The organism is Methylomonas fluvii, from assembly GCF_014850975.1.
GTDB classification, from domain to species: Bacteria; Pseudomonadota; Gammaproteobacteria; order Methylococcales; family Methylomonadaceae; genus Methylomonas; species Methylomonas fluvii.
The window spans coordinates 1,166,321-1,190,363 of record NZ_JACXST010000001.1 but is presented as its reverse complement, the minus strand read 5'-3'; the positions used below and the strand labels follow the sequence as shown (position 1 = coordinate 1,190,363).

26 protein-coding genes are annotated in these 24,043 nt (G+C 50.2%); 10 read left to right on the top strand and 16 right to left on the bottom strand.

The window, feature by feature from the left end:
- Positions 1–7: 7 nt before the first annotated feature.
- From fliP to hxlA, 11 genes are all read right to left on the bottom strand, one after another.
- Entirely contained in the window at positions 8–727 is a 720-nt protein-coding gene (gene fliP / locus EBB_RS05675) for a flagellar type III secretion system pore protein FliP (protein WP_371741547.1), read from the bottom strand.
- Positions 728–746: 19 nt separating this feature from the next.
- Positions 747–1,190: a flagellar biosynthetic protein FliO gene (gene fliO / locus EBB_RS05670; protein WP_192392831.1), complete on the bottom strand. Its 444-nt coding sequence runs from the start codon at positions 1,188–1,190 to the stop codon at positions 747–749.
- Positions 1,190–1,642, bottom strand: coding sequence for a flagellar motor switch protein FliN (gene fliN, locus EBB_RS05665; protein ID WP_192392830.1), 453 nt, complete (start codon positions 1,640–1,642; stop codon positions 1,190–1,192). The genes fliO and fliN overlap by 1 nt, the downstream gene beginning before the upstream one ends.
- 18 nt (positions 1,643–1,660) lie before the next feature.
- Entirely contained in the window at positions 1,661–2,641 is a 981-nt protein-coding gene (gene fliM / locus EBB_RS05660) for a flagellar motor switch protein FliM (protein WP_192392829.1), read from the bottom strand.
- Positions 2,642–3,190: a flagellar basal body-associated FliL family protein gene (locus EBB_RS05655; protein ID WP_192392828.1), complete on the bottom strand. Its 549-nt coding sequence runs from the start codon at positions 3,188–3,190 to the stop codon at positions 2,642–2,644.
- 283 nt (positions 3,191–3,473) lie between these two features.
- The gene (gene fbaA / locus EBB_RS05650) at positions 3,474–4,553 is read right to left on the bottom strand and encodes a class II fructose-bisphosphate aldolase (RefSeq protein ID WP_192392827.1); all 1,080 of its coding nucleotides are present in this window, start codon (positions 4,551–4,553) and stop codon (positions 3,474–3,476) included.
- Positions 4,554–4,654: 101 nt separating this feature from the next.
- Positions 4,655–5,641 (bottom strand): transaldolase, encoded by a 987-nt coding sequence (locus tag EBB_RS05645; protein ID WP_192392826.1) that lies wholly within the window; start codon positions 5,639–5,641, stop codon positions 4,655–4,657.
- Positions 5,642–5,926: 285 nt separating this feature from the next.
- On the bottom strand, positions 5,927–6,610 hold the full coding sequence (locus EBB_RS05640; RefSeq protein ID WP_229427540.1) for a hypothetical protein: 684 nt from the start codon (positions 6,608–6,610) through the stop codon (positions 5,927–5,929).
- A gap of 72 nt (positions 6,611–6,682) precedes the next feature.
- Entirely contained in the window at positions 6,683–8,698 is a 2,016-nt protein-coding gene (gene tkt, locus EBB_RS05635; RefSeq protein WP_192392825.1) for a transketolase, read from the bottom strand.
- 202 nt (positions 8,699–8,900) lie between these two features.
- Positions 8,901–9,434: a 6-phospho-3-hexuloisomerase gene (gene hxlB, locus EBB_RS05630; RefSeq protein ID WP_020483686.1), complete on the bottom strand. Its 534-nt coding sequence runs from the start codon at positions 9,432–9,434 to the stop codon at positions 8,901–8,903.
- 3 nt (positions 9,435–9,437) lie between these two features.
- The gene (gene hxlA, locus EBB_RS05625; protein ID WP_033159179.1) at positions 9,438–10,085 is read right to left on the bottom strand and encodes a 3-hexulose-6-phosphate synthase; all 648 of its coding nucleotides are present in this window, start codon (positions 10,083–10,085) and stop codon (positions 9,438–9,440) included.
- A 433-nt stretch (positions 10,086–10,518) separates the two neighbouring features.
- Between hxlA and thpR the strand changes: the two genes are divergently transcribed.
- The gene (gene thpR, locus EBB_RS05620) at positions 10,519–11,025 is read left to right on the top strand and encodes an RNA 2',3'-cyclic phosphodiesterase (protein ID WP_192392824.1); all 507 of its coding nucleotides are present in this window, start codon (positions 10,519–10,521) and stop codon (positions 11,023–11,025) included.
- Between the two features lie 29 nt (positions 11,026–11,054).
- Positions 11,055–11,402: a phenylpyruvate tautomerase MIF-related protein gene (locus EBB_RS05615; RefSeq protein ID WP_192392823.1), complete on the top strand. Its 348-nt coding sequence runs from the start codon at positions 11,055–11,057 to the stop codon at positions 11,400–11,402.
- A gap of 95 nt (positions 11,403–11,497) precedes the next feature.
- Here EBB_RS05615 and EBB_RS05610 read toward each other — a convergent pair whose 3' ends face one another.
- The 4 genes from EBB_RS05610 to EBB_RS05595 all read right to left on the bottom strand — a co-directional run bounded on the left by EBB_RS05610 (position 11,498) and on the right by EBB_RS05595 (position 14,365).
- A complete protein-coding gene (locus tag EBB_RS05610; RefSeq protein WP_192392822.1) occupies positions 11,498–11,824 on the bottom strand; it encodes a ComEA family DNA-binding protein in 327 nt (108 codons plus the stop codon).
- A 129-nt stretch (positions 11,825–11,953) separates the two neighbouring features.
- Positions 11,954–12,925: a tRNA 5-methoxyuridine(34)/uridine 5-oxyacetic acid(34) synthase CmoB gene (gene cmoB / locus EBB_RS05605; RefSeq protein WP_192392821.1), complete on the bottom strand. Its 972-nt coding sequence runs from the start codon at positions 12,923–12,925 to the stop codon at positions 11,954–11,956.
- A complete protein-coding gene (cmoA, locus tag EBB_RS05600; protein WP_225587251.1) occupies positions 12,922–13,665 on the bottom strand; it encodes a carboxy-S-adenosyl-L-methionine synthase CmoA in 744 nt (247 codons plus the stop codon). Before cmoA ends, cmoB begins: the two co-directional genes overlap by 4 nt.
- Before the next feature lie 52 nt (positions 13,666–13,717).
- On the bottom strand, positions 13,718–14,365 hold the full coding sequence (locus EBB_RS05595; RefSeq protein WP_225587250.1) for an MlaC/ttg2D family ABC transporter substrate-binding protein: 648 nt from the start codon (positions 14,363–14,365) through the stop codon (positions 13,718–13,720).
- A gap of 139 nt (positions 14,366–14,504) precedes the next feature.
- On the opposite strand from EBB_RS05595, the gene hemB reads away from it, so the two are divergent.
- The 8 genes from hemB to EBB_RS05555 all read left to right on the top strand — a co-directional run bounded on the left by hemB (position 14,505) and on the right by EBB_RS05555 (position 23,393).
- Positions 14,505–15,521 (top strand): porphobilinogen synthase, encoded by a 1,017-nt coding sequence (gene hemB, locus EBB_RS05590; RefSeq protein ID WP_192392819.1) that lies wholly within the window; start codon positions 14,505–14,507, stop codon positions 15,519–15,521.
- Between the two features lie 24 nt (positions 15,522–15,545).
- A complete protein-coding gene (locus tag EBB_RS05585) occupies positions 15,546–16,121 on the top strand; it encodes a hypothetical protein (RefSeq protein WP_192392818.1) in 576 nt (191 codons plus the stop codon).
- A complete protein-coding gene (gene aroE, locus EBB_RS05580; RefSeq protein WP_192392817.1) occupies positions 16,108–16,956 on the top strand; it encodes a shikimate dehydrogenase in 849 nt (282 codons plus the stop codon). Before EBB_RS05585 ends, aroE begins: the two co-directional genes overlap by 14 nt.
- Before the next feature lie 73 nt (positions 16,957–17,029).
- Positions 17,030–18,310: an HDOD domain-containing protein gene (locus tag EBB_RS05575; protein ID WP_192392816.1), complete on the top strand. Its 1,281-nt coding sequence runs from the start codon at positions 17,030–17,032 to the stop codon at positions 18,308–18,310.
- Positions 18,311–18,314: 4 nt separating this feature from the next.
- A complete protein-coding gene (locus EBB_RS05570; RefSeq protein WP_192392815.1) occupies positions 18,315–19,604 on the top strand; it encodes an HDOD domain-containing protein in 1,290 nt (429 codons plus the stop codon).
- Position 19,605: 1 nt separating this feature from the next.
- Positions 19,606–20,970, top strand: coding sequence for an HDOD domain-containing protein (locus EBB_RS05565; protein WP_192392814.1), 1,365 nt, complete (start codon positions 19,606–19,608; stop codon positions 20,968–20,970).
- Between the two features lie 34 nt (positions 20,971–21,004).
- The gene (prlC, locus tag EBB_RS05560) at positions 21,005–23,044 is read left to right on the top strand and encodes an oligopeptidase A (protein ID WP_192392813.1); all 2,040 of its coding nucleotides are present in this window, start codon (positions 21,005–21,007) and stop codon (positions 23,042–23,044) included.
- 61 nt (positions 23,045–23,105) lie between these two features.
- On the top strand, positions 23,106–23,393 hold the full coding sequence (locus EBB_RS05555; protein ID WP_192392812.1) for a hypothetical protein: 288 nt from the start codon (positions 23,106–23,108) through the stop codon (positions 23,391–23,393).
- Between the two features lie 58 nt (positions 23,394–23,451).
- Here the strand turns inward: EBB_RS05555 and tssJ are convergent, their stop codons facing one another.
- Complete coding sequence (gene tssJ / locus EBB_RS05550; protein ID WP_192392811.1) at positions 23,452–23,958, bottom strand: type VI secretion system lipoprotein TssJ; 507 nt, start codon at positions 23,956–23,958, stop codon at positions 23,452–23,454.
- Positions 23,959–24,043: the final 85 nt, after the last annotated feature.

Here is a 24,043-nt window from a genome sequence, read left to right as displayed (position 1 = left end):
GCTTGGCCTATACGTAAAAGCTGGCTGCCAGCATTTCCATCACCATGGTCCAACCATCCGCCAACACAAACAACATAATCTTGAACGGCAATGAGACGATCATCGGCGACAGCATCATCATACCCATGGACATCAATACGCTGGCTACCACCAGATCGATGACCAGGAACGGCAGAAAAATCAGAAATCCTATCTGAAACGCGGTTTTCAATTCGCTAGTCACATAAGCCGGCACCAACAAGGAAAACGGCACATCTTCCGGTTTGTCAATTTGCTCACGGCCAGAGATGCGCACAAAGGTATCCAAATCCGACTCGCGGGTTTGCTTGAGCATGAACTGCTTGAATGGCTCGGAGGCATTTTGCAAGGCAGTCACTGCATCGATTTTTTCTTCCATGTAGGGCTGGACAGCAGTTTCATTCACTTTCTCCAGAACCGGCATCATGATAAAAATGGTCAAAAACAGAGACAAGCCCAGCAAAACTTGATTGCTTGGCGCTTGCGCCGCACCTATGGCTTGGCGCAGCAAGCCCAGTACGATCATGATGCGCGTAAACGAAGTCATCGATAACAATAATGCCGGCAATAAGGTCAGCATGGTCATTAACGCTAAAATCTGGATGGTAACCGTATAGGTTTCGCCACCTTTAGGGTTGCTGGTTACGGTAATGGCATCTATGCCTACTGCGGCGTAAACAACTTCCGGAACAAACAGTAAGCCAATCATCAGGCAGGAAAAAATCAATTTAATCATGGTGCTTACCTTGCATGACTTGCAGCAATTTCTTGGCAAATACGCTGGTTTCCTGCCCATCCGCACTATTCATAAATAAGCGCTGGTCGCCTTCAAGCTCAAGCAGTTTATCGATACGTCCGCTACTAACCCCTAACAGTAGCTGTTTTTCACCGACTTTAACCAACACCAATTTTTCGCGCATACCCAACGACAATCCGGCCAACACTGCCAACTGACTTTTACCGACAAAAGCCAAACTGCCGCTTTTACGTAATAGCCACACCGACAGAAAAAAAAGCGCCAATACCAATAACAAAGCCAACAGCCATTGTGCGACATCCCCGGAAGTCACTACTTTCGCGGTCTGCCTGGGCAACGTAGCGACTCCGTCAGCCCATGCAACAGGAGTAATCAATACCGAAATAATTTGGGTAGCCAGGCGAGATACAGACATCAGCCGAGCTTTCTGACTCGTTCCGACGGACTGATAATGTCGGTCAGCCGAATACCAAATTTGTCGTTGACCACTACGACTTCGCCGTGAGCGACTAACGTACCATTCACCAGCACATCCATCGGTTCGCCGGCAAAACGATCCAGCTCCACAACCGAGCCCTGGTTTAGCTGCAACAGATTCCGGATATTGATTTTGGTTCGACCGATCTCTAGCGACACCGTCACCGGTACATCGAGAATGACGTCCAGTTTGACTTCATCACTGCTGGGACCGTTATTTCTGGACTTTTGCTCGTTAAACTCGGGAAACTCCGCTGCGGCAAAACCTTGCTGAGAGCTTTTGGCGGCGTTTGCTTGTTCCTTCAGCGCGTCGCCCCAATCAGCTTCAGCATCGGCTTGCTCGTTCATCGCTGCGGCCCAGTCGTCGCCGATTTCGTCGTTTTCACTCATGCTTATCCTTCCCTGCTGTTAAATATTATCCAGCGTCATTTTTTCTATAATTTCGATGGCGTAGTTACCATCGGAAAGACCCAATTTGCCCCGAAAGACCGGCACATCTTCAACTTCGAGTAATACGGTTTCCGGCATTTCTATAGGAATCACATCGCCTTTTTTAAGTTCAATCACTTCGCTGATAGACATTTCTTTTTCTATCAGCTTACTGTTAACAATCACTTCGCTACGCATAATTTCAACTCTTAGCGAATCTTGCCAACGGCCATCGACCTCACCCCGGTCGCTGGTCACAGCATCCAGCAATTCTCTGATAGGCTCAATCATGGAGTAAGGCATTGCAATATTGATATCGCCGCCGCCGCCTTCCAACTCCACATGGATAGTGGAAATCACCACGATTTCCGAAGGACTGACAATATTGGCGAACTGCGGGTTGACTTCTGAATTGATGTATTCAAAGTCAATATCCATGACTGGTTTCCAGGCTTCGGCCAAATCCTTGAAAATCATGTCTATGATCAGTCGAATAATGCGCATTTCGGTTGGGGTAAACTCCCTGCCCTCAACCTTGTTATAAAACTGGCCGCCACCGCCGAAAAAGTTATCGACAGCGGTAAACACCAAACGCGGTTCCATCACAATTAATGCCCGCCCGCGCAAGGGCGACATCCGAATCACATTCAAATTAGTCGGTACGAATAAGCCCTGAATGAATTCAGAAAACTTCTGTACCTGAATCCCGGAAACGGAGATCTCCGCAGCACGCCTTAAGAAATTAAATAACGCTATCCGGAAATGGCGAGCAAAACGCTCATTGACCATTTCCAATGTGGGCATCCGCCCCCGAACAATCCGTTCCTGGCTATTAAAATCGTAGACTCTCGCCGTGCCCCGACTATAGTCATCATCAGCCCCCGTATCGACATCACCGTCGTCTACGCCATGCAGTAACGCATCGATTTCGTCTTGTGATAATAGATCGGCGGTTGACATTTATTGCATTACAAATTCAGTGAAGTACACATCTTTAACGGTATTTTTACCGGCCATTTTTTCCAAAACTTTGCCAATTTCGGCTTGCATCATGGCTTTTAACTCTTGTTTTCCTTCCAAGGTTTTCGCCTTTTCCGCACCCACAGCACTAATGGCCATCAACAAGTTATTGCGTATCATCGGCTCATGTTTTTTCATTGCATCCTTACTCGCCTCGCCTTTCATCAGTATCGTCAGGGAAATTCTGATCACTTTTGCGCCAGAGCCAGCGGGAAAATTAACCAATAAGGGGCTTGGTAAATCATAATAAACATCAGGCTCCGCGACTTTTTCATGGTCGGCTTTCTCTTCATGCGCGGCTTCTGCCTTGTGCTCCGCCTCGCCGTGCTTGGCATCGCCTTCTTCTTTATGCTCGGCGTCGGTTGGCTTATTCAGAAAGAAATAAGCCCCACCTCCGGCACCAGCCAAAACCAAGATAACTGCAACAATTATTATGATTATTTTCTTGGAAGACTTCTTACCTTCTTCTTTCCCATGGGCTTCTGCCATTTTCCACCTTTTAAATTTTTACAGCACAATACGCGCCAAAATACTCATGTTCAATCGCACCGCAGCCCTAAAAACAGCTGGGTTCGATCATACAAGAAAAAACAGCGTTTTAGAATAATAGTATAGCCGTCACTTGAAAGCAGTTAGGCAAAAAGCGGAGTTCAGGTATGCATAAAATACCTGGAGGAATTGTAGCTCTTAAGTCAAATTTTTGACTTAGATTGTGAATGTTTTACAGAAAGGACTGCAAAGACCTTATGGCCTTTGCAGCTTTATCAAGATATTACAGCGAATTAACAGCGTTTAACTCTTGGAAGGCTTGCTCTAAACGAGTCACCATACCAACTTGTCCGGCACGTTGCCAAACGCGTGGATCATAGTATTTTTTGTTCGGTTTATCGGCACCTTCTGGATTGCCGATTTGACTTTGCAAATAGCCTTCGTTCTTTTTGTAAAACTCCATCACACCCGCCCAGCTAGCCCATTGGGTATCGGTATCGATGTTCATTTTAACGACGCCATAGCTGATGGATTCTTTGATTTCTTCAGGAGAAGAGCCTGAACCGCCATGGAACACGAAATTCAATGAATTTTGCGGCAAACCGAATTTTTCTGAAACGTATTTTTGCGAGTTAGCCAAAATTGTCGGCGTCAATTTAACGTTACCTGGAGAGTAAACGCCATGAACATTACCAAACGACGCAGCAATAGTGAATCTATGGCTGATTTTGCTCAATTGCTCGTAAGCGTAAGCGACATCTTCCGGCTGGGTATACAAAGCAGAATGATCCATACCGCTGTTGTCGACACCGTCTTCCTCGCCACCGGTACAACCCAGTTCGATTTCCAGAGTCATACCCATTTTGGACATGCGCTCCAGATATTTGCCGCAGATTTCGATATTCTCTTCCAAGCTTTCTTCGGACAAATCCAACATATGCGAGCTGAACAAAGGTTTGCCGGTTGCAGCGAAGAATTTTTCACCTTCATCCAGCATACCGTCTACCCATGGCAGCAATTTTTTTGCCGCGTGGTCGGTATGCAAAATAACAGGTACGCCATACAGTTCCGCCATGCGGTGAACATGGTGAGCACCGGAAATGGCGCCAACGATAGAGCAACCTTGGCCTTCCAGTTTTAGACCTTTACCAGCAACAAATGCGGCACCGCCATTGGAAAACTGAATGACGACAGGTGACTTGGCTTTTGCTGCCGCTTCCAATACCGAGTTGATGGTATCGGTGCTGATGACGTTTACAGCCGGCAACGCAAAATTATTTTCTTTGCAGATAGCAAAGATTTTTTGTACATCTTCACCGGTGACAACGCCCGGCTTAACTACATCAAATATTTTTTGTGGCATAAATTTTATCCTGTTAATAACAAATCAAGGCCGCGTACTCGATTCGGCGGCCTTGCAAATCTGAAACAACCGAGTGCATGCACTCGGCGGCTAGACCAAGATTAGGCTTCCAAGGCAGCCAAACGGTCAGACAACAACTTTTCCAGCGCTTCCAGCGCTTTGGCGAAACCGTCGATACCTTCGGCTAGTTTTTCTTTAGCCATCCGGTTTTCTTCGTGCATGCGATCAAAAGTGGCTTTATCGACAGTGATTTTTTCGATGGTAGCGGCGGCCGCTTTGCTTGCATCCAGTTTGCGCGGCAGATCGGCTTCAACGGATTGCAACTCAGCCAACAGCGAAGGAGCGATGGTTAACAAATCGCAGCCCGCCAATTCGGTGATTTCGCCGACGTTACGAAAGCTTGCACCCATGACTTCGGTTTTATAGCCGAATTTTTTATAGTAGTTGTAGACTTCGGTCACTGACAATACACCTGGATCTTCAGCAGGCGCATAAGAATCACGGCCGGTGTCTTTTTTATACCAATCCAGAATACGACCGACGAATGGCGAAATCAGTGTGATGCCGTTCTCTGCACAAGCAATCGCTTGGTGCAAGCCAAACAACAGCGTCAGGTTGGTGTGAATACCTTCTTTTTCCAACACAGCGGCAGCTTGAATGCCTTCCCAGGTAGCAGCGATTTTAATTAAAACGCGCTCTTTGGAAATGCCTGCAGCTTCGTATTGAGCGATCAAGTCACGACCTTTAGCGATGGTGGCTTCGGTATCGTAAGACAAACGCGCATCGACTTCAGTCGATACACGACCTTCGACGATTTCCAGAATTTTCAAGCCAAAAGACACGGCCAAACGATCAAATGCCAAGGTTACAACTTCTGCAGCCGATGCAGCGGCGCCCAAAGTTGCTCTTGCACCTTTCAAAGTATCATCAACAATACCTTGATACTGTGGCATTTGTGCAGCAGCGGTAATCAATGATGGATTGGTGGTTGCATCACGTGGTTTAAATGTTTCAATCGCTTGAATGTCACCGGTATCGGCAACAACAACAGTCATTTCGCGGAGTTGTTCGAGTAAATTTTTTGCCATAGGATTATCCTCAGATGTGTTGTTAATTTTTTCCCCCTCGTTTGAACCGAGCTTTACAAGTAAAAGATGTTCAGCAATTCTTGCAGGAGATTGATTGCAAAAGAGTCCCTGGTGATGAAACTCTATTTTTAGCTATATTGATAAGACTGAATCGCCACTTGGCATATATTCAAAGCCGAAACACACGCTTTAAAACATACGAAGTGGCGATCATTTAAATCTGCCGGATCAGAGTTAGCGCTTAACCCTTAAGTTCCAGCGATCAGCATCATGAATCAGATGCTGTTAAGCTTTATCACGTAAATACTTTTCCACGCCAGTCGCTTTTGCAGCGGCAGCTTCCCGATCTCTTACGATTTGCTTTGCCATATATTTGGCAACACCTGTAGCAGGATTGGAATCTTGTTTTTCCAAGTATTTGGCAACACCGGTTTTATTCGCACCCATTTTTTCCAGATACTTTTCCACACCGGTAGCACCAGATGCAACTTGGTAATCATCAGCTGACGAACCTTTGGCACTTTTAGGCGATTTTTTGTTGTAGATAAAAAACCCCGCTACGGCCAACAAAATTAAGCCAATGTAGGAAAAATCAGAGGACGCAGCCTTTTCTGTTTGTATAACATCTACAGCTGCTTCCGCAGAAGTTGTGGAGGCAGATGAAGAGCTTGACGATTTAGCCGCACTTGGTGCTGCTGCGCTATGCTTATACTCAGCATCGCTGTATAACACTTTAGGTTGAAAATTCGTCGCCGGGAAAGCGGGATCCGCTTCAACTTCTTTTGCAGCAGGTTTCGCCGCAGGTGCTGTAGCAGCAACTGGTGCCGCTTTGCTGTCGTTATATTCAGGATTGGTATAGAGCACCTTTGGCTGATAATCAGCCGCTGGATAATCCGATCCCGCCATAGCTAAGGAACTGGTCAGCATTAGAGCTGCCATCACACCTTTCGTTAATTCATTTCTTTTCACGTCTATCACCTATGCAGTTAGAAACGCAAGGCTTAGATTACTCAATCCAAGCCTCACCTAATGTTTACAAAATTAAAGAACGGCTTCCACATTAGCGACGACATTGTCCACGGTAAAGCCGAACTCTTTGAAGAGCTGACCTGCCGGGGCCGATTCGCCGAAACGGTCCAATCCTACGACTCTACCCGCGCTGCCGGCGTATTTCCACCAGCTGTCGGTTACTCCCGCTTCTACTACCACGCGTTGGGTGACGCTTGGCGGCAAGACGCTGTCTTTGTACGCCTGATCTTGCGCTTCAAAGACGTTGGTCGATGGCAAGGACACCACGCGGATGTGTTTGCCTTTGGCTTCCAGCGCTTCAGCGGCTTTAACCGCCAATTCCACTTCAGAGCCGGTGGCGATGATGATGGCATCCGGGGTACCGGCGCTGTCTTTCAGGATGTAGCCACCTTTGCTGATGCCGTCAATCTGGGCTTGGCTGCGGGCCATGTGCGCCAGGTTTTGCCGGGAGAAGATCAGGGTGCTCGGTCCGTCTTGACGTTCGACGGCGGCTTTCCAGCACACAGCCGATTCAACGGCGTCGCAAGGGCGCCAGACTTGCATGTTGGGAATCATGCGCAGGGTGGCGGTTTGTTCGACGGGTTGATGGGTCGGGCCGTCTTCGCCCAGACCGATGGAGTCGTGGGTGTATACGAAGATGGTCGGGATTTTCATCAACGCGGCCATGCGCAGGGCGTTACGGGCGTATTCACTGAACATCAGGAAGGTCGCGCCGTAGGGTTTGAAGCCGCCGTGCAGGGTGATGCCGTTCATGATGGCGGACATGCCGAATTCACGCACACCGTAGTAGACGTAGTTGCCATCAAAGCCGGGTTGGTTGACGTCTTTGCAGCCGGACCACAGGGTCAGGTTGGAGCCGGCCAAGTCGGCAGAGCCGCCCAGTAGTTCTGGCAGTAAGGGACCAAAACCGTTCAGGGTGTTTTGTGAGGCTTTGCGACTGGCGATGGTTTCGCCTTTTTCGTTGACAGCGGCGATGAAGGCGTTGGATTTATCCGCCCAATCGGCCGGCAGTGCATTTTTGATGACCCGACGTTCGAATTCGGCCGCCAGTTCTGGATGCGCGGCTTGGTAGGCGGCAAACTTGGCGTTCCAGGCGCTTTCCAGTTGGGCACCTTTGGCATTGCCATCCCAGCCGGCTTTGATGTCGGCAGGAATCTCGAATGGCGCATGCGGCCAACCCAGGTTTTCCCGAGTCAGGGCAATTTCCGCTTCACCTAAGGCCGCACCATGGCATTCTTCTTTGCCTTGTTTGTTCGGCGAACCAAAACCGATGGTGGTTTGGCAGCAGATGATGGTCGGTTTGTCGGTGACTTTTTTCGCCGCTTCAATCGCCGCTTTGACAGCGTCGGCGTCGTGGCCATCGACTTTTGGGATGACGTGCCAGCCGTAGGCTTCAAAGCGTTTCGGGGTGTCATCCAGGAACCAGCCGGCCACATTGCCATGACCACGGACTTCACCGTCGATGGAGATGTTGTTGTCGTCGTAGAAGGCGATCAGCTTACCCAGTTTCATAGAACCAGCCAATGAGCAGGCTTCGTGGGAGATACCTTCCATCAAGCAGCCGTCACCCAGGAAGACGTAGGTGTGGTGGTCGACGATGTCGTGGCCGGGACGGTTGAATTGGCCGGCCAGGGTGCGTTCCGCTAAGGCGAAACCGACGGCATTGGTGATGCCTTGTCCCAGAGGACCGGTGGTGGTTTCGACACCGTCGGTGTAGCCGTATTCAGGGTGTCCTGGGGTTTGCGAGTGCAGTTGGCGGAACTGTTTCAGTTCTTCGATCGGCAGATTGTAGCCGGCCAAGTGCAACAAGGAATAAATCAGCATGGAGCCATGACCGTTGGACAGAATGAAGCGGTCGCGGTTGGGCCATTTAGGGTTGCTGGGGTTGTGTTGCAGAAAATCGTTCCACAATACTTCTGCGATGTCAGCCATCCCCATCGGGGCACCGGGGTGCCCGGAGTTGGCTTTCTGTACGGCGTCCATGCTAAGTGCGCGGATGGCGTTCGCTAAGTCTCGGCGCGAAGGCATGTTGGTCTCCTTTTTATTTTGTTATTTTAGTTGCGACATTCGATTACTCAAATATCACTCTGGCTGAGGCTGGTAAATACAAGGAAGACCAAAACCACACTCTCGTTCATTCAGACTGCTGGAATCGGTATCGCCTTGACACCCGAATGTAATGTAAAAAACCTGCGACCGAATTGCTCCGGCCACAGGTTCGCACGCTAAGTTATTCCAAATTGGCGTGTCTTGATCTCATTTCTTCTTCTGCAATACCTTTGTCATGGATTACATGCGAAATTGTCGCTTCCAGGAAAAACAAGGTAGATAATTCAAACACAGTACCCATAGGCATGCCTTTGACTTTACCGTATTGTTCGGATCTGCCGATTTGCAAAGTGACATCAGCCATGTCGCCAATCGTTGAATCGTCCTTAGCCGAAATCAACACAATCTTTGCGCCGACTTCTTTGGCTTTTTTGGTAAAGGCAATCAACTGCTCGGTTTCACCTGAGCCGGAAATAATGATCAACAAATCGCCAGCTTTGATGCTTGGCGTAACAATTTCACCGACAACGCTAACGTCGTAGCCGCCATGCATCAAACGCATAGCAAAGAAATTGCCGACCAGCTTTGAACGACCAGCGCCAGATATAAAAATACGCTTAGCCTGATCCAGCATGTCCACCAAGGTTTTGTCATGCGAGTCGGGTGTCGCTTCCAGAATCCCTGAGATTTTGTCAATAATTAACTGCTGATGCATGACTTATACCGCCGCCGCATCAACCAATTCACGGATTTCACGAGCTGCTTCAGCAGGTGAAGGCGCGCCGTAGATAGCAGCACCAACAACGATGATGTTAGCGCCCGCTTCAACGACTTGTTGTACAGTCGCTTGTTTGATACCGCCGGCAACAGAGATACGCACATTCAAGCCCAAACGAGCGATGTCGTTCAGATCAGTGAATGGCGTGTGACCGGCTGCTTGCGCGTCCAGACCGGTGTGAATACCAACGATTTGCGCGCCCAATTTGACAGACTCTCTTGCACAGTCCGCTTTGTCGGCTACGTTGATCAAGTCGATTTGAGTTTCAGCGCCGTGTTTTTTCGCCGCTTTGATAACGCCAGCGATAGTGGCCAAACCGGATACGCCCAATACGGTGCAGATGTCCGCGCCAGCAGCATAGAAAGCACCGGCTTCGTATTCGCCTGCGTCCATGGTTTTCAGGTCAACCAACAACAATTTGTCTGGGTAACGTTGTCTCAGCTCTTTAACCAGGTTGATACCGTTGTATTTAATGCAAGGAGTGCCGATTTCAAAAATATCGACATAGGGTGCTACTTGATCTGCCAACGCAACGGTTTGGTTGAAATCCAGTGAATCCAACGCCATTTGAATTAATGGTCTTGCCATGTGATGTGCTCCGAAAGTTTTAATTTTTAGTAATAGCCGATTCTTGCAAATTGCCACAACCCGCTAGGCTTGTCACGTACGTGTGATGCATTTGTAACTGTAAGGTAGAAATGGGATATATGTCAATGCTTAGCAACTGCGCGCAGCCTATAGCTTATGCGAACAAATTGTTACTAGACAAGTCCGCGGCGTAAGCTTAGGCTGAGCCAACCCGCAGACAAACCGAGCAAAATTCAATTTCGATTTTAGGATTCATCGCTTACGAGCTGATAAATCTGGATATTTTTTTGGCTAATTGTCCATCCTCGCAGCAATAACACAGCGTCCTTTAGCCTGATCACCTGCTCTCGACACGCAAATCGCAGCATTTTGCCTGCCATCGAAAACTTGAAAAAGTCACACCTCGATCTAACAACAATCGGAGAGGAACAGCTTGAAACGTCTCTTTTTTGCCCTATGGCCGGAACAAAACACAAGACAACAATGCGCGACTTTAATCAACCAACTAAACCAGACCGGAAAACCTGTTAACGAAGCAAACTTACATGTCACCCTGTTGTTTTTAGGGAGAATTTCTGCAGAACAACAGGCCATAATCACCAGGGAGGCAGGAAAACTGCCAGCACCGCTGATAACGTTACGTTTTGACCGCCTGAGTTTCTGGAAAAAACCTGCCGTGCTATGCCTGACCGCCGGTCAATTCGATCAAAGCGTGTCGATATTAAACGAAAACTTGGCCCGCATAGCCAAACAACAAGGCATACCCATCGAAAACAGACCATTCAAACCGCATGTCACTTTAGTTAAAAAGGCTAGCTCGGCAATCGATTTCGATTTCGCCCCCATACTTTGGCAGACAATAGGATTCTGCTTGGTAGAATCCTGCTCAGGTCCGGATGGCGTTGAATATCGGATTATCCAACGCTGGCCGGCAATTTAGCCCCCCCCCAAAAAAACAGGAGAGTGGTCATGCCCTTTTTAAAATTGAACACCAACTCAGCGATCGATACCGAACTGAAATCAAAATTGTTAGGCGAACTGTCGCAATTGGTGTCCAAAGAGACCGGCAAACCGGAGCGCTACGTCATGATTAGCATTGAGCAAAACGACGCCATGCTGTTTGCCGGCAGCACAACCTCCTTGGCATATCTGGAATGCAAGAGCATTGGCCTGAGCAGTAGCCAAGCCAGAAACTTGTCCGCAGCTATATGCCAATTGCTCAATGCCCGACTTTCAATCCCTCAGGATCGGATTTATATCGAATTCAGTAACTGTCCGGCTGATTTTTGGGGCTGGAACGGCTCGACATTTGGCTAAACGACCCGGACGTCGAATAAATACGACCGAACATTTCAGAAAAGACAGACTCAATGAGTTGGCGCGCCAAGCCCAAGCGCGCCAACTCAGTCGCCTTATTTTGGTTTTTTAGGCTCCTGGGGCTTTTCCGGTTTCTCTGGCTTAGCAATTTTTTCAGCTGTAGCGGGAGCAGAATCCCCAAACAGAATATTCTTCTCGTTCTGTTGGGCGGTTTTCTCGCCAATTCCAGATACATTTTCCAGATCTTTCAATGTCTTAAAATCGCCATGCTCCTTACGGTATTGAACCACCGCCTCTGCCTTCTTCGGGCCTATCCCGGTCAATGCCTTGGAAATGGTTTCGGCATCCGCTTGGTTGATATTGATTGGCTCAGCAAATACGGCAAAAGAACACAGCATAAAAAGTACAAATAACTTTTTCATGGATTTTCTCCGATTGGATTTCAGGGCTGCCTGGACTAATCAGCGCATACGCATATCGGCTGACCTTTCAAGCTAGCCAATCTTAGCCTGTTCTTTAAATTTTACAATTCAAAAACAAAAATCCACTGATTAATCTACGCTAGCCACAACCACCGCGCGAACCGGCGCCGGCAAGCCTTCGCAAGTCAAATCCGGAGAATGTGGATCTAAAAATTCCGCCAAAGAATGAAACCGCATCCATTCGGTACTGCGCTGCTCCTCGACAGAGGTCTTGGAAACATCTGCTAGGCGAATATTTTTAAACCCGCAGCGGCGCATCCATAACATCAAAGCTGCGCAGCTCGGTAAAAACCACACATTGCGCATTTGCGCATAACGCCCCTCCGGCACTAAGACATGCTGCGCATCCCCTTCAACTACCAGAGTCTCCAAAATCAATTCACCGCCAGCACGCAAACTGCCTTTTAATTCCAGCAAATGATCGATGGGCGAGCGGCGGTGATACAACACCCCCATCGAAAACACCGTATCGAACAGCCCCATGTTGGCCGGTACATCTTCTATCCCCAGTGGCAACAGATAAATCTGTGCTTCGCCGTGCAATTTACGGATCGCCTGAAACTGCATCACGCTGAGCAAAGTAGGATCAATGCCAACCACCAATCTCGCTCCCGCACCGAACATCCGCCAACAATGATAACCATTGCCACACCCGACATCCAAAACCAGTCGATTCTTCAGCGGTGCAATCTGTTCTTTCACCCTGTCCCATTTCCAATCCGAACGCCATTCGGTATCGATGTCGATGCCAAATAGCCGATAAGGCCCTTTCCGCCAAGGATGCAGTTGCATCAATTGCTCGCGCAAACCGGCCCGCACCTCATCAGAAACATCCTCTGCCTGGCCTACTCTAACGCTCTCCAACAAATCGACACTCGACGGCATCAAATCCGGCAAATCGTCTACGACCTGTTGCCAGCGCCGTAGATCGCCATGCGACGAATCAGCAAAAGCCGCCGCCAATTGCTCAGGCAAACGGTTTACCCAGACTTCGTCGCCGGCCGCCGCCAATGCTTGATAAAGACCTTGGTATAGCGTCATTTCAATGCAATCATCGACGCGAAGTTGAAATACTGAAACCAGACTTCCGCGCTGGCGAACCCCGCCAACTTTAAGCGCTGTTGATGCGCGGCAAAGGTTTCCGGAATCAACACATTTTCCAAAGCACTGCGCTTCTGGCTGATTTCCAGCTCACTATAGCCTTGGGCTTTTTTGAATAAATGATGCATATCGATCTGCAAAGCTTGCTGCCTGGCATCATCGAACGCCAGTTTTTCGGACAAAATCAAAATCCCGCCCGGTAACAAACCTCGATAGATCGTGGTCAAAAAAGCCTGCCGATCGGCCAACGGAATAAATTGCAACGTAAAATTCAGCACCACCACCGAGGCATTACTAATCGCCATGTCCCGAATATCGGCACATAGGATTTCTATCCCGGCTCCGCCGGAAACAACTGACAGATTTTGCCGGCATTGCTCGACCATTGCAGCCGAACAATCCACGCCAACGATTCGGCAATTGTTAGTAGTGATTTGCTGATGCATAGCCAAAGTCGCCGCCCCCAGCGAACAGCCCAAGTCGTAGCAAACACTGTCTTCCTTGGCAAAGCGCGCTGCCAGTAAACCAATTGCCGAGATGATGGTGCTGTAACCGGGAACAGAGCGCTGGATCATGTCCGGAAAGACTTTGACGACAGTTTCGTCGAAAGCAAATGCGTTGATTTCGCCTAGCGGACTGGCGTACAGAGAGTCTTTAGCGGATTGCATACTGATGGTCATTCCCGACTGCCCCTAAACGGCACAATCGGGAACACTAAGAGAGGGGAAAAACTTATGAATTATTTTTGCTGTTTAACGCTTCGGTATTGCGCTTGACCAATTGGTTGATAACCTCTTGCAACGAACCGGTACGCTCCACTTCGTTTTTGAAGCTGGTGCGATAGTTAGTCACCAAACTTACGCCTTCGATCATGATGTCGTAAGCTTTCCATTGGCCTTTGACGTTCAGCATCCGATAGTTAACGGCGATAGGCTGCAAACCGGGTTGCAACACTTCGGTTTTGATCAGCACTTTTCTTTCGTCTTCTTCCGGGGTGATCGGCAAAAACCGCACGGACCAATCTTTAAATTCAAAGAAAGCTCGGGAATAGGTTCTGATCAACAACACCTGAAACTCTTTTTTAAAGCTATCCTTTTCCGCAGGGGAAGCATCCTTCCACATTTTCCCTAACACCAGGGAAGAAATCAGATCGAAATCCACATTCGGATAAATCACTTCCTGGACGAAGGCATTGATTTTTTGGAAATCATGCGGAAAGGAAGGGTCCTGCAAGCGTTGCTTCAATTTATTGGACGCTTCCTCAATAGTGCGTTGCGGCTCACTCAGATCGGCCGCGGCAACAGGCAACGACAAAAACATGCCGGCAAACAAGCTAAAAACCACTACAAATATAAAATGCATATGACGTTTGATATTCATAAAAACCATCTCAAAAAAGTATCGCCGGCTAATTTCAACCGCCTTCATTCGATACACTGCTAAAATAAAGGCCGAAGCACTAACCCGGCTCCAGATTCTTGCCAGCCTACGGGACCGGCAAATACCCCACTATATTACTATGGAAGAGATGTCATACCCTAACGACTTTTTCCCAGGCACCCGGATGCGCCGGATGCGTTATCAGGCATTTTCCCGCAGATTGATGCGGGAAAATCGCTTAAGTAGCGACGATTTGATCTGCCCGCTATTTGTTATCGAGGGCAATAACAAACAAGAATCCGTCGCTTCCATGCCAGGCGTCAGCAGATTATCCATCGACCTAGTGCTGCGCGAAGCCGAAACCTTATTAAGTCTGGGCGTACCCGCCATCGCCCTCTTCCCGGTGACCGATCCGGACAAAAAATCCTTGGGTGCAGAGGAAGCTTACAACCCTGACGGCTTGGCACAACGCTGCGTTCGAGCCTTGAAAGACACCCTGCCGGAGTTGGGGATCATCACCGACGTCGCCTTGGACCCTTTTACCTCGCACGGTCAGGACGGATTGCTGAATGACCAAGGTTATGTCGTCAACGACGAAACCGTCGAAGTCCTTTGTAAACAGGCCTTGTCGCATGCCGAAGCCGGCGCCGACATCGTCGCTCCCTCCGACATGATGGACGGCCGCATCGGCGCGATCAGAACCGTGTTGGAATCCCATGGCCATACCAACACCCGGATATTGGCCTATTCCGCCAAATACGCCTCCAGTTTCTACGGCCCGTTCCGCGATGCGGTCGGCTCCGCCGGTAATCTGGGTGGCGGGAATAAATACAGCTATCAAATGGACCCGGCCAATTCCGATGAAGCCTTGCGGGAAATTGCGCTCGATTTACGCGAAGGCGCCGACATGATCATGGTCAAACCCGGCATGCCCTATCTGGACATTATCCGCCGCGCCAAGGAACAATTCGGTGTACCGACCTTTGCCTATCAGGTCAGCGGCGAATATGCGATGTTGAAAGCGGCGTCGCAAAACGGTTGGCTGGACGAGCAACAAGTAGTGATGGAATCCCTGCTGGCATTCAAGCGAGCCGGCTGCGACGCCATACTGACTTATTACGCTAAATCCGCCGCCCAGTGGCTAAAACAACCATAACAACCAGACACAAACGGACCAGGCATGAACCAAGACTTTGATTCTGATGACAGTCATTCGACTGACGATCCGCCCCAAGAGCGCCGACGTTACTTCGGCCTGGAACAGGCGGTATTTATTCTGCTGGTCGTTTTGTCGCTGACCGGTATCGCTATTACCGAATTCAACCCGCACGACGGCTACGGCTATTGGCTATTCATGGTGATCGTGTTTGGCATGCTGTCGATTTTCGTCTCCTGGCTACAAACCAGAACCAACGACAACGACTTTGGCGACATCGTCAAAGCCCAAGGCCTGCATTGGCTGCACACACTGGTGGTGGTGATAGCCGCCGCATTGCTTAACAAATCCGAGCAGTTATCCGACAGAAGCGCCAGCCTGGTTATCTTGCTGATCCTGGCCTTGGCAACCATGCTGGATGGCATCCGCATCGGCTGGCAGTACAGCTTACTCGGCTTTTTCCTGGCAACCTGCGCGCTGATCGTGGCCTATTTCGAGAACTTTATGCCCATCAGTATAGGACTGGGGGTGTTGGTGACAGCCTGCACTTTCCTCTGGGAATATTGGCGCAGTAAATACGCTACCGATGATGAAAATTGAACATTATGCGGTGTTCGGGCAGCCGATCAGCCACAGTAAATCACCGCGTATCCATAAATTATTTGCCGAGCAAACCGGTCAACTCATGGACTATGTGGCCCAAGAGGTTCCTGCGGAAACTTTTGCCGCGGCTACCAGTCGTTTTTTTGCCGATGGCGGCAAAGGCCTGAATTGCACCGTCCCGCTCAAGGAACTGGCCTGGCAATATGCCGACCACCTGACAGAGCGCGCTCGTCAAGCAAAAGCCGTCAACACCTTAGTCTGCCAAGCGGACGACAGCATTTTGGGCGACAACACCGATGGGATCGGCTTGCTTAACGACTTAACCATAAACCATGGCATCACACTGAATGGCGCCAAGATTTTGATTCTAGGGGCAGGAGGCGCCACACGCGGCGTCGTCCCTCCCCTACTGGAACAACAGCCATCGACATTGATCATCGTCAATCGTAATGCGGGCAAAGCCCAAGCTATTGCCGAGGATTTCGCAGAACTAGGTGCGGTGCATGCTTGCGATTACGCTAATCTTACAGATCGCCAATTCGATTTGATCATCAATGCCACATCAGCCAGCCTCAGCGGCGATTTGCCGCCCTTGCCCGAAGCATTGTTGAAAACCGGCGGCAGTTGCTACGACTTGGCTTATGCCAACCAAGCCACCGCATTTGTGACTTGGGGCTTAGCAAATAACGCGGCGCAAAGCCTGGACGGCTTGGGCATGCTGGTAGAACAGGCCGCCGAAGCGTTCTTTATTTGGCGAGGCGTCCGCCCGCAAACTTCGACCATAATTGGCCTGTTAAACGCCGAAAGAGAATTAAACAACACGAACGGATGAAACTATTGACCGGGGCAATGTCCATGGTAACAATCTCCCCAAACCACCCGCTATCAACGTTTACTGGAATACTATGAGTGGAATTAGAGCTTTTTTTGAAAAATCCCATGCTAAAGGCAAACCGCAGCGCGGTGGGCAACACATTACGCCGGAAACTCTAAAACAGTTATTCCCCATCAGGAATTTAAGCGACGAGATATTACAAACTTTCGCCACCGAGAATCACGTCGAAACCCTGCCGGCCGGCAGCACCTTGTTCAGCGTCAACCAGCAGGCGACTTGCGCAATGTATTTGTTGCGCGGCACGGTGATTTTGGCCGACCACAACGGCAAAAGCTATGAAATATCGGCAGGCAGCGCACAAGCCAAATTCCCGATATGCAGCGGTATCAAGCACACCGCCACCGCCACCGCAAAAACCGAGATAGACCTGTTGCGGGTATCCCTGAAAATCATGCTGACGCCCAGCCGCCAAGACCACGGCAAGCTATCTATCCCGGAAGAATTGCACCACAACCGGCTATTGAATTTATTCATCGAACATTTCGAAAATAACGACCATGAAATAGAAATCCCTTCATTACCCGAAGTGGCGATCAATTTGCGCAAAGCCATCCAAAGAGATGTCAACATCGACGAAGCCGTCAAGATCATCCAACTGGACCCTGCCATCTCCGCAAAATTGATCGAAGTCGCCAATTGCCCGTTATATCTAACCAACGTACCCGCGAAAAACTGCAAGGACGCTGTTGTGCGTATCGGCTTAAACGCCACGCGCAACCTAGTAACGGCGCTGAGTATGAAGCAGATTTTCAAAAGCAAATCCCCGCTGATTAAAAATCATTTGGAAGATCTGTGGAAGCAAAGCCTTTATCTGTCCGGCCTGTGCCATGTGCTGGCCAGCCACAGCATGCAGCAAAATCCGGAAAATGCCTTACTGGCCGGGCTGGTCTGCGACATCGGCGTGATTCCCTTTCTGAGTTTTACCGCCAACTTGCCACCCGAATACCATAACGACGCCGAAATCCTGGAAGCCATGCCCATCATCAAAGGCCCGGTCGGCGCCGTGGTGTTGAAGGAATGGGATTTTGCCGAAGAGTTCATCGACGTCGCCAAATCATCCAGCGACTGGTTTCAAAACAGCGGCGATACCTTGACGGTGACCGATATAGTAGTCCTGTCCAGACTCCATGCCCTGATCGGCAAAAAAGCGACTTCGGATCTGCCGGCGATTACCGCGATTCCGGCGGCGGCCAAATTGAAAAACTTCTCTTTGTCTCCGGAAAATACGCTGGCAATCTTGCACGATGCCAAAACTAAAATTCACGAAGCATTGAGCATATTTTCGTCCTAGCCGCATGATCTGGAAATTTTTAAAAAAATCCCCGGACAAAACGCCGACAGAGAGCAGCCCCCCCGCAGCAACCGTCAACCAAGTGCCGTTGAGCTATCTGCAAAAGCTCATCCCGCTGGGGGACTTGCCGGCGGCGGACTTGCTGGCGATACCGGTGACCATGCGAAACTTCAACCCCGGCGACATCATATTTAACCGCGGCGCCGAGGCGGAACAGCTAAGCTACCTCTACACCGGCAACGTCTATCTGGAAGCGAATAATGGCGCCGGTTATACGGTCGAAGCCGACACTTTTAAAGCCTGCTATCCCCTGGCAACATCCGGCGAACACGCCTTCAGCGCGATAGCCAAATCGCCGACCCAAATCATCTACATGCCGCTGTCCAACCTGCAGCACAGCAGCAAACCCGTCAACAATCCGCTGATCAACCCTGAGAGCATTCCGCTCAAGCTGCGAGACAGCTTTTTTTTCGATAGCTTTTGCGAAGCGTTCAGAGCCGACAACCTGCATGTTCCCAGCCTGCCGGATGTTGCCTTGCGTTTGCGCAGCGCCTTGCAAAAAGACATCAGCATCGCCGACGCGGTGAAGATTTTAAACCTTGACCCGGTTATATCCTCCAAACTGATTCAAGTAGCAAACAGCCCGATCTACCGTGGCAGCAACCCGATCACCAGCAGCCATGATGCAGTGAATCGGCTGGGATTTAAAACCACGCAAAACCTGGTTACCAGCATCAGCCTGCACCAGCTGTTCAGAAGCCGCAACCGGCAACTGAACAACATTATTCAGACACTTTGGAAACAAAGCATCCAGATTGCCAGCCTCAGCCACACGCTAGCCGGATTAACCCGAAAAGTAAACGCCGACGAAGCCTTACTGGCCGGGCTAATTCACAACATCGGCGCCTTACCGATTGTCACCTTTGCCGAAAGCATCGACATGTCGCGCTATACCGAAGAAGAATTACAGGCCAGCATCGTCTGCCTGCAAGGTTTGTTGGGCACCCATATTTTGAAAAAATGGCATTTCCCCGAAAGTTTCCAGCAAATTCCCGTGAACACCACAAACTGGTACTTTGACGACGGCCAGGGCCTGCAACTCTACGACGTTGTGCTGTTAGCCAAATTTCACAGCCAACTCGGCGGCGCCAATACCCAGAAACTGCCGCCGCTAAACACCTTGCCGGCCTTTCAGAAACTGGACGATAGCGCACTGACGCCAGACATGTCGCTAAAAGCGCTACAGGACGCAAAACAACAAATTGCCGAGGCCATAAACTTTTTCAGGACATAAGATGAACTGGTTTTCCAAACTACTGGAAAAAAATACCACCGCCAAAAAGCCAAGCCCTAAAGTCGTGCCGCCTGACCCAGCACACCCGGCCAGTCAATCACCCAACAGCGCGGCATCCAAACCCAGCGCCAGCCATCGGCAAGCGCTTACCGTCGCACAGCTGAAAAAATTCGCGCCCTTACGCGATCTTGATGACGCCGCCTTAAGCTCATTACCGCATCTCAGCTTGGCCTACGCCAAAGGGGCGATTATTTTTACCCTGGGGCAACCGACCAGCAGCGTGCTGTATTTGTTGGCCGGCCAACTATCGATGCAACCGGATAGCGAGAGCCGCTATCAAATCGACGCCGATTCCACATTAGCCAATCTGCCGCTGAACAGCGGTAGCCGTTGCGGCGCTACCGCCACGGCCCTCAGTGATGTGCGTGTTTTGGAAATTCCCATCCAACTCAACCGATTGTGGACGGATAAAAGCCAGGAAAGCGCCAATTGTGTGGAACTGGTCGACATTCAACTGCCGGAGCCGATCAACGGCAGCCGCTTCTTTAACAGCTTCGCCCAAGCCTATCGGGAAAACAAGCTGCGCCTGCCATCTTTACCGGATGTCGCCCTCAAGCTGAAAGATGCGGTGCAAAAAGACATCGGTATCCGTGGAGCCGCCGACATTATTCAACTGGACCCGCCCATCGTGGCGAAATTAATCCAGGTGGCGAACAGCCCCTTGTATGCCACAGAAATACCGATCAACAATTGCCATGACGCGGTAGCTCGCATCGGCCTGAATGCGACGCGGAATCTGGTGATGGGCATCAGCATGAAACAATTATTCAGTTGCACCGACCCGGAACTCATGAAAGGCATGCAGGCCTTATGGAAAAACAGCCTATATGTCTCCAGTTTAAGCTTCGTGTTGGCCCAGGAGTGCAGCAACATTAACCCGGAAGACGCCCTGCTGGGCGGCTTGATTGCCGACATCGGCGCGATTCCCTTACTGCATTTTGCCGAACAATTTCCCGACGGCGGCCCCAGCTTTCAGGAACTAAAAACCGCACTGCCCTATTTACGCGGCCCGGTCGGCGTACTGATGCTGCACACGCTGGGTTTTCCCGAACAACTGGGCAACATTCCGCACCAAGCAGAAAACTGGCTGTACGACAGCGGCCCTGAACTAACGATGACCGACATCGTCATCCTCGCCAAATTGCACAGCTATTTCGGTTCCGGCAATGCGCGAGATCTGCCTTATATCAACTCGATTCCTTCTTACAGCAAACTAAATCACGGTAAACTCAACCCTGATTTTTCCTTGATGGTGTTGAAAAAAGCCCAAAACCGGGTCAACGCCGCCATGCGTTTATTATCCTAATTTCCCCGATATTCATATCAGACTGGCTAACGACATGACCAATCCTTTGCTCGAAAACACCGAACTGCCGCAATTTTCTAAAATCCGGCCAGAACACGTAGAACCTGCGATCAATCAGTTACTGAGCGACACTCGGCAAACCATCGCCCGGCAGTTGGCAGCCGGCGGCCCTTACACTTGGCAAAACCTGATCGAACCCATCGAAGCCGCCGAAGACCACCTCAACAAAGCTTGGTCGCCGGTCAGCCATATGAATTCTGTGGTCAACAGCGAAGCGATGCGCGATGCTTACAACGCCTGCCTTGGCAAGCTCAGCGAATATGCGACCGAAACCGGGCAGAACCGGGCATTGTACGAGGCTTATCGGGCCATCCATGACAGCGCCGACTTTGCCAAGCTCGACCGCGCCCAACAGAAAATCGTCAATAACGCCCTGCGAGATTTTCATTTGTCCGGCGTGGACTTAGCGCCCGAACAACAAGCTCGCTATAAAGACATCAACCAACAGTTATCAAAATTGGCCAGCCAATACGAAGAAAATTTGCTGGATGCCACCAATGCCTGGCACAAACAGATTACCCATATCGAAGACCTGGCCGGCTTGCCGGAGTCCGCGCTGGCGCAAGCCAAACAAGCCGCTGAAGCGGAAGGCAAGGACGGCTGGCTGATCAATCTGCAATTCCCCTCCTATCTGGCGGTGATGACCTACGCCGATAACCGGGAGTTACGCCGCGAACATTACGAGGCTTTCTGTACCCGCGCCTCCGATCAAGGTCCGCATGCCGGGCAATGGGACAACTCGGAGATCATGGAACAAATCCTGGCCTTGCGCCATGAAAAGGCCCAACTGCTGGGCTATAACAACTACGCCGAATATTCGCTGGCTACCAAAATGGCCAAATCCACCGACGACGTGGTGAAGTTTCTGGAAGATTTGGCCGATAAATCCTGGCGCCAGGCTCGCCGCGATTTGACCGAGCTGAAAGAGTTTGCCGCTGCCGAGCACGGCCTGAATGACTTACAAGCTTGGGACATCGGTTATTACTCGGAAAAAATGCGCCAACATTTCTACCAACTGTCGCAAGAAGAAGTGAAAGCCTATTTCCCCGACAACAAAGTCGTGCCCGGCCTGTTTGCCATCGTCGATAAACTCTATGGCCTGCAAATCAGCGAAATCAAAGACTTCGACACATGGCACCCCGACGCCCGCTTTTATCAGATTTTGGACAAGAACGGCCAGTTGCGCGGCCGCTTCTTCCTGGACCTCTACGCCCGCGCCAAAAAGCGCGGCGGTGCCTGGATGGATGATTGCGTGTGCCGCAAAAAAGTTGGCGATGCACTACAAACACCGGTGGCGTATTTAACCTGCAACTTTACCCCGCCGACTGGCAACGACCCGGCCTTGCTGACCCACGACGAAGTGGAAACGCTGTTTCACGAATTCGGCCACGGTCTGCATCACATGTTGACCCAGATCGACCACCTTGGCGTATCCGGCATCAACGGCGTCGAGTGGGATGCGGTAGAACTGCCCAGCCAATTCATGGAAAACTGGTGCTGGGAAAAAGAAGCGCTGGGCTTAATCTCCGGTCATTATCAAACCGGTGAACCGCTACCCGATGCGTTGTACGACAAAATGTTGGCGGCGAAGAACTTTCAAGCAGGCATGATGATGGTGCGGCAGTTGGAATTCAGCTTGTTCGATTTCAAGATGCACCAGCATTACGACCCAGCCAAGGGTGGCCAGATTTATAGCATCCTCAAACAGGTGCGCGATCAAGTGGCAGTGGTCAAAGTACCGGAGTTCAACCGTTTCGCCCACAGCTTCTCGCATATTTTCGCCGGCGGTTATGCAGCCGGTTATTACAGCTACAAATGGGCGGAAGTGTTGTCGGCCGACGCCTTTTCCTTATTCGAGGAAAAAGGCATTTTCGACAGAGCTACCGGCGAGTCTTTCCTGAATAACATCCTGGAACAAGGCGGCAGCAGCGATGCGATGACCTTATTCAAAAACTTCCGCGGCCGCGAACCCAATATCGACGCCTTGCTCAGACATAATGGTATCGCCGCGTAAATGTTCCCCACATTTGCCTTGATGCTGGTCATCAAGGCAATCGAGTTCTTCAGGAGCAAAAATGAAAAACTGCCCGCAATGCGGCCAGCCCAGGTTGGGCGAGGCATTTAAATGTCCGAGTTGCGACATGTTTTATTCCCAGCTCGACGCATTACTGTACGCAGAACAGCAAAAGCAGGAAAGCCAATCGCTAAAAGGCGCATTCAAACGCATTCGCGCGGCCGAAGACCGCTCGCAAGCCCTGAGAGCTGAGTTGAAAACCCTGTGGCGCAACACGCCGTTAAAAACCAAGATCGTGATTTGGACGGTAATCGCGTTCGTGTTTGTGCTGGTGGTACCGGTTTTTTAATTGCTTAAACCGCCCAGGGACTAAAAGCTAACCCATAGTCCCTGTCGTTATTCCCTACCTAATCTTCTTTAGGTGCTGCGGGCGCGGGTTCCGTCGGCGTATTGGTCACAGTTAAACTATTGGCATCTAGCTTCAGTAAGACCGCATTGTTCTGATGCGCTTTCAACTCGGTCAACGTGCGCCAGCCGGCATTATCCAGTTTACGAAAAGCCGCGAAAAATCCCAGTATCCGGGTATCGGCGGCAGGCTCGATCCGCAAGGATTTGTTCTCGCCGGGCTTTATCACCAACTCTTGTTTGCGTACCAGGTCGGCCGCCAAAGTAGCCTGCTCTTTATCGAATATGGCAAAAAAATCGGCACCGTTAAAACCACTCTGCTCCCGTAATTCGTAAATTCTTAACACCACCGGCGAGGCTTTACCGTCGGCGTCGGGATTAATTGAAGCAGTGCTGTTTAGCGTTAGCTCAACAACTGTTGGCGGTGGCGGAGCCGGTTGCTCCGGCACCTCTGCACACGCAGCCAACAACGAGGCAAAAAAAACGGGTAGTAATCTGGCTAACAACATACGAGTATCCCTTTAAAAAATGAGTTAACACCATTCTGCCATAGGCACACAGTCACAGTACAAGGATTCATTTCCGGGAATTACT